The following is a 14,555-nucleotide window of genomic DNA, read 5'->3' on the forward strand; positions in this document are numbered from 1 at the left end:
CAGCATAGGTCCCACGTTGTGTCGCGCGCCACACGCAACGTGATGCAACGCTTGCCGCGCCGCTGCATCGAGAGTGTGCTGGATCACATCAACGACCGGAAAGGATCGGCCATGACCGACATTCTCGAGCACCCCTCGGATCGCGTCACCGGCCCGCAGCAGCGGGTCGATGTATGGCTGCGAGATTTCGAAGCGGCGCTCGCTGCACGTGACGTCGAGGCGGCCGCAGGCATGTTCGCCACCGACAGCTTCTGGCGTGATCTCGTGTCCTTCACCTGGAACCTCAAGACTGTCGAGGGACGCGACGGTGTCGCCGGGATGCTGCGCGAACGCCTCGCCGATACCGATCCCAGCGGCTTCCGCACCACCGAGACGCCGACCGAGGACGACGGCGTGGTCAGCGCCTGGATCGCTTTCGAGACCGCCGTCGGTCGCGGCGAGGGGCACCTGCGTCTGAACGACGAGGGCGCGTGGACGCTGCTCACCACGCTCCAAGAGTTGAAGGGGCACGAGGAAGGGAAGAAGGAACGCCGCCCGCGCGGAACGAAGCACGGCGCCGACCGCCACCGCGTCACGTGGTCGGAACAGCGCGAAGCGGAGGAACGCGAGCTCGGTTACAAGACTCAGCCGTACGTCGTCATCGTCGGTGGTGGCCAGGGCGGTATCGCGCTCGGCGCGCGGATGCGTCAGCTCGGGATACCGGCGCTCGTCCTCGACAAGTACGACCGCCCGGGCGACCAGTGGCGCGGCCGGTACAAGTCGCTGTGCCTGCACGACCCCGTCTGGTACGACCACCTTCCGTACCTGCCGTTCCCCGAGAACTGGCCGGTGTTCGCGCCGAAGGACAAGATCGGCGACTGGCTCGAGATGTACACCCGCATCATGGAAGTGCCGTACTGGTCGAAGACGTTGTGCACGTCGGCGTCGTACGACGATGCGGCCGGCGAGTGGACCGTGAACGTCGAGCGCGACGGAGAACCGCTCGTGCTGCGGCCCAAGCAACTCGTGATCGCGACGGGTATGTCGGGTAAACCGAACATTCCGAGCTTCCCCGGCATGGACCGTTTCCAAGGCGACCAGCACCATTCGAGTGCGCACCCGGGACCGGACGCCTACGCGGGCAAGAAGGCGGTGGTGATCGGAGCCAACAACTCCGCACACGACATCTGCGGTGCGCTCTGGGAGGTCGGCGCCGACGTGACCATGGTGCAGCGCTCGTCGACGCACATCGTCAAATCAGATTCGCTCATGGACCTCGGACTCGGCGACCTCTACTCCGAACGTGCACTCGCCAACGGCGTGACCACGCACAAGGCCGATCTGACGTTCGCATCGCTGCCGTACCGGATCATGCACGAGTTCCAGATCCCGGTCTATCAGAAGATTGCCGAACGCGACGCCGACTTCTACGACCGCTTGGAAAAGGCCGGATTCCTTCATGATTGGGGCGACGACGGATCGGGCCTGTTCATGAAATACCTGCGCCGCGCGTCAGGTTATTACATCGACGTCGGAGCCTCCGAGCTCGTCGCGAACGGCGACATCAAGCTCGCCCACGGCAACGTGCGGGAGCTGACCGAGCACTCCGTCATCCTCGAGGACGGCACTGAACTCGAAGCCGACCTCGTCGTGTACGCGACGGGATACGGCTCGATGAACGGCTGGGTCGCCGACCTGATCGGTCAGGACGTCGCCGACAAGGTCGGAAAGTGCTGGGGCCTGGGCTCGGACACCACCAAGGACCCGGGGCCGTGGGAGGGCGAGCAGCGCAACATGTGGAAGCCCACGCAGCAGGACGGGCTGTGGTTCCACGGCGGAAATCTGCATCAGTCGCGGCACTATTCGCTCTATCTCGCCCTCCAGCTCAAGGCGCGGTACGAGGGAATCCCGACGCCTGTCTACGGGCTCCAGGAAGTCCACCACTTAAGCTGACGGATACGCAGCCGCGCGGTGCGGTGGCAGAGACCGCCTGTCGACCGGGTGCGTCTGCCACCGCATCGAGCGGTTGCGCTTCCCCTCGCTTCGCTCGCCCCGACTGTGGAGGTCAGGGGATGCTGATCTCGTTGGGGGTGTGCGGCAGGGTCGTCGTGCGGATCCCGCCCGACTCGAGGTCGACGGCGTGCAACTCGTCGTTCGCCGGATCGGTGACGTACGCGGTGTGGCCCTGCACTTCCAATGCTGGTCGCGGCGACTGCCACTCGTCGGGCTCGGTCCACGGGTCGAGGACTGCGATGCGGTCGACGACATCACCCGTCTCAGGGTCGATCACGTGCAGCGCACCGTCGGTACCGAGCACCAGTGCCTCGCCGTGCGGCCCCCGTCCCAGCGAGCGGAACGTGTAACTCGTCCCCAGATCCACGAGTTTCATCTGCGCGGTGCGGGTGTCGACGAGCGCAACTCGTTCGGGGCGTTCGAGCTCGGCGTCGGGGTCGGTCTTGTAGTCGCCCAGCACGATCGGTGACTCGTCGGATCCGGCCTGGTTCCCGAGCCGTCCGTACGGGTCGGGGGCGGTGACCTTCGTGAAGGTGCCGTCGCGGAAGGTCACCATGCCGTCCTCACATCCGAACACGACCGAGTCGGCTGCGACGGCTTCTCCGTGGACTCCGGTGCACTCGTCGGTTCGCGCGACTTCGTTGCGGTCGACGTCGAGAAGAACAACGCTGCTGCGGCTTTCGCTATCGCCCTCGGTGACGAGGAGTGATCCGTCTTCGAGTGGCACGGCGACACCGTGGTGGGCGTCGGGTGTCGTGTACGTATCCGTGTCGGGGCGTGGGCCGCTGGGGTCGAGTTCGTCGGAATCGAACAGTGCGATATTTCCTGTGCCGTCGTCGAACAGTGCGGTTGTGCCCGCGTGGGCGACGATGTGGCCGGGCTTGTCGGCGGGAAACGTCAGGTCGGTGAGCGCCGGTGTTCCTGCGAAGTGGTGGCTGTGGTCGCCGTGGGCGTCGCTCCAACTGCCCGTGTCCAAGGCGCGAAAGCCTCCGGCGGTGGAAACGAACACGTGGCGGTCGTCGCCCGCGGGACCGAGTCGGTTGAATCCGTCGAGTGGCAGATTCGCGACGATGTCGAGTTCTGTCGCGTCGACGACGAGGATGCCGCCGTCGTAGGTGAGGGCCAATCGCGGCTCGGGTGAGGTGACCTCGACGGCCGGTGCTGCGTTGATCGGTGCGGCATCGGCTGGCTGGGGCGATGAGGAGCAGCCTGCAACCAGTGCGGCTGCGAGCGCTGCAGACAGCGCGAGGCTGCCGTGGTGGATCGGTTTCATGGTGAGAATTCAGTCATTAATGAAAATGAATGTCAAAGTATATAATGCGTACTCTTGCATTCGTGTCTCTACTGTCACCCAGGGCGACGTTGGGATTTCACGTAGTCGGCTACCACCGACAACGGGCACCGCCCGCGGTCCCGCAGCAATACGAGCGGGACCATAAATGCCCGCCCCACAGGTACCGGGAAAGGTGCTCCGCGTGATCGCGCCGCAAGTGCCGCGATGACACACTTGAGCGAGTTCACCAGCTTCGACAGCTGCACAGTCGCGGGAGAGCTGATCAGCAGGTGCACATGATCGTCCTCGCCGTAGAACTCCGGCAGTTCGCATCCGAAGTCCACTCACACCTCCCGCATCACCTCCTCGCAGTCCGCCAAGATCGGGCCGGTGAACGCGCCACGCCGATATTTCGTGACGAGCACCAAATGTGCGTGACAGTCCCACACTGCGTGTCTGCCACATCTGACAAACCCAATCTCATCCATGACACCAAAAGTTATCGTCGGGGTGTGCTCAAGCGATACCGCTGCCGTGCCTACCCCACAGGGGAGCAGCACAGGGCGCTGTCGCGACTGTTCGGGTGCTGCCGGGTGGTGTTCAACGATGCCCTCGCCGCGCGGGAATCCGCCCGCAGGGCGGGCCGGCCGATCCCGAGTAAAGGCGAGTTGTCGGCAGCGCTGACCGCCGCGAAGGCGACACCCGAACGGGCGTGGTTGGCCGAGGTGTCCTCGGTGCCGTTGCAGCAGTCGCTGGCGGACCTGCATCGCGCGTACGCCAATTTCTTCGATTCCCATACCGGGAAACGCAAGGGCCGCAAGGTCGGTGCGCCACGCTTCAAGAGGCGGACACATCGCCAGTCCGCTCGTTTCACCCGTAACGCGGGTTTCGGTGTCCTCGAGCCGGGCGCCGGTGCCGGGTTTGTGCGGTTGCCGAAGATCGGGCGGGTGCGGTACGAGTCGTCACGGCCGTTGCCGGCGGACCCGTCGAGTGTGACGGTGATCCGGGAGGCCGACGGTCGGCACTATGTGTCCTTCGTCGTTGATGAGCCGGCGCCGGCGGTGGTTCCGGCTTCGCCGGCTCGGGCTGCCGGTGTGGATGTGGGGTTGACGGATCTGGCGACGATCGTCTATGACGACGGTACTCGCGAGAAGATCGACAATCCTCGCTGGTTGCGGTCGAAGGAGCGAGGATTGGCCCGTGCGCAGCGGGCATACTCACGCACCATGAAGGGGTCGAAGAATCGGGATAAGGCTCGCCGGAAGGTCGCGGCGGCGCACCGGAAGGTGCGGGAGACCCGCCTGGATCACCACCACAAGCTGGCACTGAGGTTGGTCCGCGAGAACCAAGCGGTCGCCCTCGAGGGGTTGTCGGTGGCGGGTTTGGCGCGCACGAGGTTGGCGAAGTCGGTACACGATGCCGGCTGGTCGACCCTCAGGCGGTTGATCGAGGAGAAAGCCGCCCGGTATGGCGCGGTGGTGCACACGATCAGTCAGTGGGAACCGACGTCGCAGGTGTGCGCGGGCTGTGGGGTGCGGGACGGGAAGAAGCCGCTGGATGTGCGGGTGTGGGTGTGCTCGTCGTGTGGGTTGGTGCTGGATCGGGATTACAACGCCGCTGTGAATGTGATGCTCGCCGCTGGGCTGGTGGAGAGGGTAAACGCTTGTGGAGGGAGCGTAAGACGTGTGCTTGCATGCGCGGACCCGGTGAAGCAGGAACCCGCTGAACAGATCTTGCCGGATGGTGAGGCTGCGTAGGAATCCTTCGTGTTCACGCGGAGGAGGAAGTCAAGACACGCGCTAGAGGAACTCAGAATCCCCTGACATCGTCGTTACCATCGACCGATGGACCCGGTCCGCAACCCGTACGCCCCCGGCGCGGGGCAGCGCCCACCCGAACTCGCCGGCCGAGAGAAACAGCTCACAGCCTTCGGCGTGGTGCTCGAACGCATCGCACGAGGAAGACCCGAGCGCAGCGTCGTGCTCACCGGCCTCCGCGGAGTCGGCAAGACCGTCCTGCTCAACCACCTGCGCTCGCTCGCGATCGCGAAGAGCTGGGGTACCGGCAAGATCGAAGCCCGCCCCGATCAAGGTCTGCGCCGGCCTCTGTCGTCCGCGCTCCACATGGCTGTCCGCGAGATAGCTGCGGGCCATCCGGATCCGGAATCGGTCGACTACTTCCTCGGCGTCCTCAAGTCGTTTGCGCTGCGCGCCACCGCCGACAAGGGCATGCGCGAACGTTGGCAACCCGGCATCGACGCCCCTGCGGTCAAGGGTCGCGCCGACTCCGGCGACATCGAGATCGATCTCGTCGAACTGCTCGTCGACGCTGCCGGACTCGCGCGCGACGTGGGCGTCGGGATCGCCCTGTTCGTCGACGAGATGCAGGACCTCGGCCCCGACGACGTCTCCGCGATCTGCGGCGCGTGCCACGAATTGAGTCAGGATGCTGCGCCGCTCATCGTCGTCGGCGCGGGGCTGCCGCATCTGCCCGCCGTGCTGTCGGCGTCCAAGTCGTACTCCGAGCGATTGTTCACCTATCACCGCATCGACCGACTCGACCGCGAAGCGGCAGACCACGCACTGATCGCCCCTGCGGAACGCGAAGACGTCGAATTCACGCAGGAAGCGCTCGACGTGCTGTACGAAATGGCCGATGGTTACCCGTATTTCGTTCAGGCCTACGGAAAAGCCACGTGGGACGTCGCCGCGGCCAGTCCGATCACCCCCGACGATGTGCGAGTCGGGTCCCCCGACGCGGAGGAGGAACTTGCCGTCGGCTTCTTCGGCTCCCGCTACGAGCGGGCAACACCCGCCGAACGCGAATACATGCGCGCAATGGCCGAACTCTCCGGCGACGACGGCCCGGTGCCCACGTCGAAGATCGCAGTGGAACTCGGACGCAAACCGGCGTCGCTGTCGCCGGCTCGCGACGGACTCATCAAGAAGGGCCTGATCTATTCAGCCGAACGAGGATTCATCGGCTTCACCGTGCCGCACTTCGGGAAGTATCTTCGTGCTCAAACAGACTGATCTGTGTGCGTAGACGCGTCAAGGCACGGTGCTGCGCCACGCGCACAGCGCCGGGTGTGGTGCCGAGCATGAGTGCGGTGCGTTCGGTGCTGTAGCCGCGGAAGATTCGCAGAATCACGATCTGGCGTTGTTGCTCCGGCAGTAGGTCGACGAAACGACGTGCAGCAGCGGCGAGTTCGCTGTCGAGTACATCCTCGTCGGGTGAGGGTTCGTGTACCTCGTGGACGGGCGCAACCGGGCGCGGTGCTTTGCGCCGGGCGTCGACGACCTTGTTTGCTGCGATCGCGAAGGCGAACCGCAACACCGACCCGCCTCGATCGTCGTATCGGGGCAGCGCGCGTACCAGGGCCAGGCAGGTTTCCTGCGCGACGTCTTCGGCGGGTGTGTGTGCCCGGGTCTGCTCATCCATGCGGGCGGTGCAGAACTGCAGGATGTGCGGGCGTACACAGCTCACCACGGTGCCGACGGCGTGCGGCTCGCCGGCGACGGCGCGCGGTACCCAGTGGCGGAGCAGGAGTTCGGTGTTCTTGTCGGCCACGGCGGTGGTCCTCTCGGGTGGTGTGGATGTCACACCACCTTCCGTCGCGGCGTGGCCGAGCAATACCGACCCTCGGGTGGGTTATTCGTCCACCCACTCGACGGTGTCGTCGAGCGATGCCCGATCGGTGCGGCACGTGTTGGCCGGATGAGCGTCGTCTGCGTACCCGAAGGCGATCGCGCAGACGACGTCGCGGTCGTCGCCGATGTTCAGTTCGCGCCGCAACGCCGTCCCGGCCATGGGTACGGCGGCCTGCGGGACGGCAGCGATGCCGAGGGACTCCGCGGCGAGCAGCAGCGTGGAGACATAGCCACCGCAGTCGACCGCACCGTACACACCGAGGGCCTTGTCGGTGGTGATGATCGCGACGTGCGGTGCGCCGAAGAATCGGTAGTTCTCGAGCATCTGCTCGGTGCGGCGCGCGTAGTCGTCGCGGGCGATGCCGAGCGCGTTGTACAGCGCGTATCCCGCTCCGCGGCGGCGTTCGGCGTACTCGCCCCGGTACTCGACCGGACCCGGGATATCGGGGTCGAGTTCGCCGGACGAGGCTTGCGCGTAGAGCGCCTCACGAAGGCGTTCGATGGCGTCTCCGTTGACGAGATGCACGCGCCACGGCTGGGAGTTGCACCACGACGCGGTGCGCTGTCCCATCTGCAGCATGCGTTCGATGTCCTCGCGCGGTACCTGTTTGTCGAGGAAGCCGCGGCAGCTGTAGCGGGAGTCGAGGAGGGTCGACAACATCTCTGCGTTGCTGGTCATGTCGACCACGATGGCACAAGCGAGGACTTAGCGCTCGTTCAGGGTCGGTGATCCGGCGTGCGGACCAGGATGGTCGACGTCCTCGGCTTGCGCCTCGATCCACCACCGGTTGCATGCGAAGAATCGAGGAATATACGCATATCTAGCGCACAGCTGAGATATTGGAATATTCCCATGGGGACGTGCGTTCTGTCGCCGAGAGCCACGCTGTGTGAGACTGCAGGAATATCCGCCGACCGCATGTCTCGCAGAAGGGCGTGGGAATGGACGAACAGCCGCTCATGGGACGGTCGTGGCGCACCGACCTCTTCGATGTCCCGGAGTATCTCGCCGCCGTCGGAGTTCGGCCCACCGCGCCGACCCTCGACCTGCTCGAGGAATTGCACGGCGCCCACGTGCGTACCTTTCCCTTCGGGAACGTGGACGTGCTGCTCGGCACCCATCCCGGCGTCGCGCCCGACGCGATCCAGGAACAATTGGTGCGACGAAGCCGAGGTGGTTACTGCTTCGAGCATTCGCAGATCTTCGCAGCGGCGCTCGAACACCTCGGATTCTCTGTGCGCCGGGCATTGGGGCGAGTGCACGAGCCGACCAATACCCGGACCCACATGACGATCCACGTCGAGCTCGATGGTGAGAGATGGTTGTGCGACCCGGGTTTCGGATTCAGCATTACCGGACCCATCGCGCTGAAGGACGGTGCTACACGCGCGGAGGGAGACCGGCAGTTCGGCGTGCGAGGGCTCACCGATCAGGGCACCACCGTCTGGGCGCTCACACGGGAGGGCGACGCCGAACACTACGTCGACGAGAGCCCGGTCCATCCAGCCGACGTCAGGACCGGGCATTTCATCACCTCGCGCGAGGAGAATTCGCCGTTCGTGAATCACCTCATGGTCATGCGCCACATGCCGCACGCTCACGTCACACTCACCGAAGCTGCGCGCACGACCCGAACCCCAGGAAGGGCCACCGAACACACGAAGTTATCGGTCGCCGAAGTCGTCGACACGGTACTGGAACTCGGAATTGCGTTGGACCGGAGTGAGATCAGCGCATTATCGTCCGTCGTGGAGCGGCTACGGTCCCGCAGTTGACATGCAGCGGCCGGACAGTGGAAATCACACGATGTCCTGCTCGTGTCCGGCCGCAACCCTCCGTAGCCCTCGGTACGCCTCGGCAGGCGAGCGCCTCTCCGCGACCACCGCCTCCACCTCCGCCGCGATCGGCATCACGACGTCGTATTCGCGCGCGAGTTCCATCACCGTCGGTGCGGTCTTGACGCCCTCTGCGACCTGACCGAGCTCGGCGAGGGTTTCGTCCAATGTCAGGCCGCGTGCGAGCGACTCGCCCACACGCCGGTTCCGCGATGCCGGGCTCATGCAGGTGGCGATCAGATCACCGATCCCGGTCAGGCCCGCGAACGTGCGCGGATCGGCACCCATTGCTTCCCCGAGCCGGGTCATTTCGGCGAGGCCACGCGCCAGCACCATCGCCCGGGTGTTGTCGCCCACCCCCAGCCCCTCGGCCATTCCCGCGGCGATCGCGATGATGTTCTTCAACACGCCGCCGAGTTCACACCCGAGTACATCGGTGTTGCGGTACACACGAAACACTTTCGACGCGAACAGCGGCTGTAGCGCCGTCGCCACCGACTCGGCCTGCATCGCCACGACCGATGCCGCAGCCATGCCGTCGGCAATCTCGCTGGCGATGTTCGGCCCCGACAGCAGGCCGACCGGGTGCCCGGGCAGGCATTCCGAGACCACCTGCGTCGGCCGCAGCCGGGTGCCAGGCTCGAGTCCTTTCGCCAGGGACAGCAACGGCACCCAGGCCCGCACTTCGTCGGCGATCGGTTCGAGGGTCGCGCGCACCGCGTGCGACGGCACACCCACCACCATCACGTCGGCCTCGTGGGCCGCCTCGACGAGATCCGATGTCGCACGCAGATCCTTCGGCAGTTCCCGGTCGCCGAGGTACCGGCTGTTGCGATGGGTCTCGTTGATCTCGGCTGCAGTGTCGGGGTTGCGCGCCCACAGCAGAGTCGGGGTGTTGCGAGCCGCGAGCCCCGCGACCGTGGTGCCCCACGATCCGGAACCGAGAACGACGACGCGAACCGGACGTGCCATCGGAATCCTTCCGTCGGTGGTCTTCGAAGAACAGATTGTCAGGCACTGCGCTGTCGTGAGTGCTCTTTACCCGACATCGTGCCGGTATCCCCTTCGTTGTTCGTCCAGTTCGCGCTGCGTCGAGCTCACCGGCCGAGCAGATCCGACACCGTCATGAACCGGTACCCCTCGGCGCGCAGACCGTCGACGATGTCGGGAATCGCCTCGAGCGACGACGTCCGGGATGGGTACATCACGTGCAGCAGGATGATCGAACCGGGGCGTGTCTCCTCGAGTGCTGTCCGGACGATCTCGCCGGTGTCGGACGAGGCCGAGTCCGGTTCGACGTCCCACATGACGGTGGTCCGGTCGTGTTCGTCGAGATAGCGGGGAAGCGCAATCAGTTTCTTTCCGTAGGGCGGCCGGAAGGTGATCTCTCCGTCGTAACCGGCGTCGCGGATTGCAGCGTCGGTGCTCTCGATTTCCTCCGCGACGGTGTCGCGGCCGACGAAAACCATCCTGCGGTGTGTTGCGGTGTGGTTCCCGAGTTCGTGACCGGCCTCGACAATCGCTCGACCGAGTTCGGGTCGCTCGGCCATCTCTGTGCCCGTGACGTAGAAGGTGGCAGGTACATCGGCGTCCGCGAGAGTCTGCAACACCTCGGGTGTGAGCGGGCTCGGCCCGTCATCGAGCGTCAGCGCCACGACCTTCTCGTCGGTGTCCACGCGGTCGACGAGGGTGCCGAACAGTTGCGTGCTCCTCGAATCCATGAGGCGATACGCCGTGAATGCGGCGACGATCAGTACCAGCACGACGATCGACACGATCAGCGCTGTGACGCGGGAGCGGAAGGCCATTCACGCATGCTGCCAGAAGCCGGACTTCCTACTCGCCGTGGGGATCCGTCCAATCCTGGCGTTCGAGCAACCACGACACCGCGACACCACCGACGATCCCCCAGAACGCCGCACCGATGTTGAAGAACATCACGTCGGACGCCGTGACGATGAACGCGACGAGCGCACCCATTGTGTAGCGGCGACTGAACCCGGCGACGAACGCACCCTGCAGGGCCTTGAGCATTGCGAGGCCACCCAGGACCGCGACGAACGACGCCGGGGCCGCGATCATCCAACGCACGAACAGTGGTGCGAACAGCCCGAAGATGATTGCCAGCGCGCCGCACGTCAACGCCGCTGTGTACTGGCGGGACCGCTCACCGGACGAGGTCAGCAGCGCGTTCGTAGGGCCGGTCAAGCAGGTCGACACTGCTCCGACGCAGGCAGCGGGGAACGACCACAGCCCGCACATGATCGTGGAGACGTTGATCGGCGGGTTGTGCCCGACCGAGCGCAGCACGGCCACACCTTGCCCGTTCTGAACGACGATGACGGTGATCGCGAGCGGAACCACCAGTTCGAGAAGTGCCGACCAGGTGAAGACCGGCGCGGTGAAGACCGGTGCTGCAAAGACGTTTCCACTGCCGGGCTGCGGTTCGAACCGGCCCGAGAACGCGACCGCGACGGCGCCGGCGAGCAGTGCCCCCAGGATGGGCGGCATCCACCGGCCCAGTGCTCCTACCGTGCTGAGCAGCAGGAACACCACAATCATGGGCACTGCGATCGCGAAATCGGAGCCCAGGGCCTTCACCAGGTTCGTCCCGAACGACAGGAACACACCCGCGACCATGGCCATCACGATGGGCATGGGGAGCGCTTCCATTGTGCGGCGGACGAGGCCCGTCACTCCCAGCACGGTGATCAATGCGGCCGTGGCGAAGAACGCCCCGACCACCTCGGCCCAGCTCAGGTGGGTGAGGGACCCGCCGACGAGAATCGTGCCGGGGATCGTCCAGAAGAAGCCGAGCGGCTGCCGGTAGGCGAGGCTCATGGCGATCGTGAGGATGCCGTTGAGCGCGAAGACCCCGAAGATCCACGACGCCAACTCCGCCTGTGACAGCCCGCCGGTGGCGCCTGCCGCGAGAATCACGGCGACAGGCCCGGTGCACGAGAAGATCAGTCCGATGAGCCCGTTCGATACGTACCTGGGTCCGAAGTCACGCAACACCGCCGCGGGCCGGAGCCATGGCCGAGGGGGCCGCTCGAACAGGTCGGTGTCGGGGCGTGTGACGTCGTCGACAGCTGTCATCGGGCTGCTTCTTCCTTACTCTTCTTGGCGGAAACGTGCTGCGAGCTCGCTGCGTGAGCGGATGCCGAACTTCGCATAGACGCGGGTCAGGTGGTACTGGACGGTCTTGACCGAGAGAAACAGTTCTCCCGCCACTTCCTTGTTGGTGTGGCCCGACGCGACGAGTGTGGCGACAGCACGTTCCTGCGGTGTCAACGCGGACACGTCGGTGTGATTCCGAATGCTCACCGCGTCGCCGGACTTCAACCCGCCCGCTTTGAGCTCGCGGTCGCAGCGCGCGACGATCGAGCCCGCGCCGAGCACGGCATACAGCTCCCGCGCGGTGCGGATCACACTGTCTGCGTCACGTCGCCGTCCGGCGCGGCGCAAGGTCTGCCCGTACGCGAAATTGATGCGTGCGCGATCGTACGGCAATGGGAGGGTGTCGATTTCGGACAATGCACTCTCGAAGGAGTCGCGGGCTGCGTCGATGTCGCCGCGCGCGCCGTGAATGCGTCCGCGCACGTACCCGAGTCGTGCTTTCGCGGAACGGTGACCTCGCTCGGCGGCACGTTCTTCGTGGGGGCGCAGGAAGGCGTCGGCGTCGTCGACGCGGCCGGTCATCACCAGCGCGTTGCCGTAGAGGTCGGGCCACGGCCAGAATCCGGGTTCGTCGAGGGCTTCTCTGTGCCGCAGGGTCACGAGGGGGTCGAGTTGGCGGAGCACCCCGTCGTAATCTGCTGCTACCTCTGCGCATTGGGCTGCGGAGATGCAGGAGGGGACGAGCATGAGCGTGTAGTCATTGCTCCCGGCGCGGCCGCGCCGCAGGTGCTCGCGCGCGGCATCCCAGTTGCCGCGCAGCGCATGCACCTGGGCTCCCGTCCAATGGACGAGTGGCCGCAGCAGATCCAGACCGGTCGAATCGAGTTGTGCAGCGGCCCGATCCACGGTGCGCAGGGCATCGCTCCACGCCCCCAGGGTGAACTGGGTGCGGGCGAGCCACGCTTGCGCCCACAGGGAGATCCGGAGAGAGCCACCGCGGAACGTGGTGGGTTCGGAGGCTTCCAGTTCGGTACGGGCACGATCGGGCGCATCCAACGCCAACGCGAGCCAGCCTTCGGCCATGCGGATGCGCTGGCTCTGTGCTCCGAGACGGACGTGGTCGGCAAGGCCGGCGTACGAAGCACGGGCCTCGTCGATGCGTCCGGTCATGCCCAGGCCGAGGCCCCGGATGGCGTTGGACTCCACGACGGCGGGTGCATTGCCCGGGACCAGCGACGAGGCGCGATCGGCCCAGGCCACGAGTTCGTCGCCGCGCATCCTGGCCAGCGAGTGCAGAACCATCCGCTGGCAGATCATCGCTGCCAGTTCGGGGTCGCTCTCCGACTCGTCGACCATCGTCCAGGCTTCCGAGAGCAGGTAGTGCGCCTCGGCGGCGCGGCCCCGCTGGATTGCGAGGTAGCCGAGGACCGCGTTGCGCATCGGACCTCCGGGGGCGCTTTCGATCTCGGGAACGAAGGTCTGAGCCTGGGGGAGATCGGCGGCGCCGGTGAGTGCGTCGACCCCGCGGATCAAACGTTGTGTGCGGAGGTCGCGTTCGGGCGTGATGCGACCTGCCGTGATGAGCGCCTCGGCGGCCTGCGCCCATGCACCGTCGGCAGCGCGTTGCCGAGCGAACCGATCGAGTTTGTCCGCGAGGGTGCCGTCGGCGGCGGGTGTGGCCGACACCAGATGGAACAGGGCGTTGCCCTCGTCGTCGACAAGTGTGGCCGCTCGCGCATGCAGTTCGCGCCACCGCGCCGGCCCGATCTCGTCGGTGACGGCGGCGCTGGTCATCGGGTCGGGGAACAGCAGGGTGACGATGCCCTGCCGTTCCCGCATCGTCAGCAGACCGGCGGTGTGTGCTTCGTCGAGCAACGGTGTGGGGTCGTCGACTTCGGCAAGTGCGGCAGCCGGAGCGAGCGGCGATCCGGTGCCCAGGATCGCCGCTGCTTCGATGAGGGCGCGTGTGTCGGGTGAGCAGGCGGTGAGGACGCGTCGGACTGCTGCGGCGTGTTGCGCAGGTGCGGGGAACCGCGCCTGCCACCGCTGCCATTGGGCGCGCGGGATCTCGTCGAGGAGTTGCAACACCGGCCGGGGACTCCCGAGTGTGTGCTCGTGCAGGCGTTGAGCCGTCCAGGGTGAGAGGTCCACGCCCGCGCGGAGAAGCGCGAGCTGGGCGACATCGCCGGAGGTGAGGGCGCGGACATGGATGGTGTCGGCCCGTTGCGACGACAGGATTCGTGCGGTGGTGTCGTCGATGCCGTCGGGCAGGACGTCGGGGATCACCCACAACATCAGGATCGGGCGTTGGTGTGCGCGGCGGATCATCGACGAAAGCGACTGCAACGACTCGATATCCGACCAGTGGGCGTCATCGACGACGATGATCGTGGTGCTGTGGATCGTGTCCAGGTACGCATGCGCAGCATCGATGGGGTCGGCCCCCGGCTCCGGGGCGTGCGTCAACTGTTCGAGGACCGCCCACGGATGGTCCGACTCCCACGGCGCCCCTGATGCGAACTGTGCGTGTATATCACGGTGCCTGCTCGTGAAAGACCGCACGAGAGCGCTTTTTCCGATGCCGGGTGGACCCTCGACGAGGGCGAGCACGGGAGACCCGGCGCGCGCCCCGTCGAGTAGTCGGTCGAGCTGCGAGAGCTCGGTGTCACGTCCTACCAGCATCG

The 14,555-nt window shown here is 66.0% G+C and carries 12 protein-coding genes and 1 pseudogene; 4 read left to right on the forward strand and 9 right to left on the reverse strand.

Annotated features, from left to right (window positions below):
* The first annotated feature begins 111 nt into the window (after positions 1 to 111).
* The gene (locus HCA61_RS17500) at positions 112 to 1,932 is read left to right on the forward strand and encodes an NAD(P)/FAD-dependent oxidoreductase (RefSeq protein WP_169689471.1); all 1,821 of its coding nucleotides are present in this window, start codon (positions 112 to 114) and stop codon (positions 1,930 to 1,932) included.
* Positions 1,933 to 2,044: 112 nt separating this feature from the next.
* Here the strand turns inward: HCA61_RS17500 and aztD are convergent, their stop codons facing one another.
* The 3 genes and pseudogenes from aztD to tnpA form a co-directional block, all read right to left on the reverse strand.
* Entirely contained in the window at positions 2,045 to 3,265 is a 1,221-nt protein-coding gene (aztD, locus tag HCA61_RS17505; protein ID WP_169689472.1) for a zinc metallochaperone AztD, read from the reverse strand.
* Between the two features lie 109 nt (positions 3,266 to 3,374).
* Positions 3,375 to 3,497, reverse strand: a complete 123-nt coding sequence (locus HCA61_RS26385) for a transposase (RefSeq protein WP_346777594.1) — start codon at positions 3,495 to 3,497, stop codon at positions 3,375 to 3,377.
* Positions 3,496 to 3,753: pseudogene (gene tnpA, locus HCA61_RS26390) on the reverse strand (IS200/IS605 family transposase); the annotation flags it as partial. The pseudogene tnpA and the gene HCA61_RS26385, both read right to left, overlap by 2 nt.
* A 24-nt stretch (positions 3,754 to 3,777) precedes the next feature.
* On the opposite strand from tnpA, the gene HCA61_RS17515 reads away from it, so the two are divergent.
* Both HCA61_RS17515 and HCA61_RS17520 read left to right on the forward strand, forming a co-directional pair.
* Positions 3,778 to 5,022: a transposase gene (locus HCA61_RS17515; protein ID WP_247273892.1), complete on the forward strand. Its 1,245-nt coding sequence runs from the start codon at positions 3,778 to 3,780 to the stop codon at positions 5,020 to 5,022.
* A gap of 87 nt (positions 5,023 to 5,109) precedes the next feature.
* The gene (locus HCA61_RS17520) at positions 5,110 to 6,297 is read left to right on the forward strand and encodes an ATP-binding protein (RefSeq protein WP_169689473.1); all 1,188 of its coding nucleotides are present in this window, start codon (positions 5,110 to 5,112) and stop codon (positions 6,295 to 6,297) included.
* Here HCA61_RS17520 and HCA61_RS17525 read toward each other — a convergent pair.
* Both HCA61_RS17525 and HCA61_RS17530 read right to left on the reverse strand, forming a co-directional pair.
* On the reverse strand, positions 6,251 to 6,835 hold the full coding sequence (locus HCA61_RS17525) for a sigma-70 family RNA polymerase sigma factor (protein WP_169689474.1): 585 nt from the start codon (positions 6,833 to 6,835) through the stop codon (positions 6,251 to 6,253). The two genes, HCA61_RS17520 and HCA61_RS17525, sit on opposite strands and share 47 nt — an antisense overlap.
* 81 nt (positions 6,836 to 6,916) lie before the next feature.
* Positions 6,917 to 7,594, reverse strand: coding sequence for a nitroreductase (locus tag HCA61_RS17530; RefSeq protein ID WP_169689475.1), 678 nt, complete (start codon positions 7,592 to 7,594; stop codon positions 6,917 to 6,919).
* Positions 7,595 to 7,857: 263 nt separating this feature from the next.
* On the opposite strand from HCA61_RS17530, the gene HCA61_RS17535 reads away from it, so the two are divergent.
* Positions 7,858 to 8,691, forward strand: a complete 834-nt coding sequence (locus HCA61_RS17535) for an arylamine N-acetyltransferase (protein ID WP_206040244.1) — start codon at positions 7,858 to 7,860, stop codon at positions 8,689 to 8,691.
* Between the two features lie 24 nt (positions 8,692 to 8,715).
* On the opposite strand, the gene HCA61_RS17540 is transcribed toward HCA61_RS17535, so the two are convergent.
* The 4 genes from HCA61_RS17540 to HCA61_RS17555 form a co-directional block, all read right to left on the reverse strand.
* Positions 8,716 to 9,723 carry an NAD(P)H-dependent glycerol-3-phosphate dehydrogenase gene (locus HCA61_RS17540; protein ID WP_169689476.1) on the reverse strand — a complete coding sequence of 336 codons (1,008 nt, stop codon included), beginning with the start codon at positions 9,721 to 9,723 and terminating at the stop codon, positions 8,716 to 8,718.
* Positions 9,724 to 9,848: 125 nt separating this feature from the next.
* Positions 9,849 to 10,559, reverse strand: a complete 711-nt coding sequence (locus HCA61_RS17545; protein ID WP_169689477.1) for a polysaccharide deacetylase family protein — start codon at positions 10,557 to 10,559, stop codon at positions 9,849 to 9,851.
* A gap of 28 nt (positions 10,560 to 10,587) precedes the next feature.
* A complete protein-coding gene (locus HCA61_RS17550) occupies positions 10,588 to 11,850 on the reverse strand; it encodes a benzoate/H(+) symporter BenE family transporter (protein WP_169689478.1) in 1,263 nt (420 codons plus the stop codon).
* Positions 11,851 to 11,865: 15 nt separating this feature from the next.
* Positions 11,866 to 14,553 (reverse strand): LuxR family transcriptional regulator, encoded by a 2,688-nt coding sequence (locus HCA61_RS17555; RefSeq protein WP_169689647.1) that lies wholly within the window; start codon positions 14,551 to 14,553, stop codon positions 11,866 to 11,868.
* Positions 14,554 to 14,555: the final 2 nt, after the last annotated feature.

Origin of the sequence: Rhodococcus sp. HNM0563 (genome assembly GCF_012726195.1) — a bacterium.
Taxonomy (GTDB): Bacteria; Actinomycetota; Actinomycetes; order Mycobacteriales; family Mycobacteriaceae; genus Rhodococcus.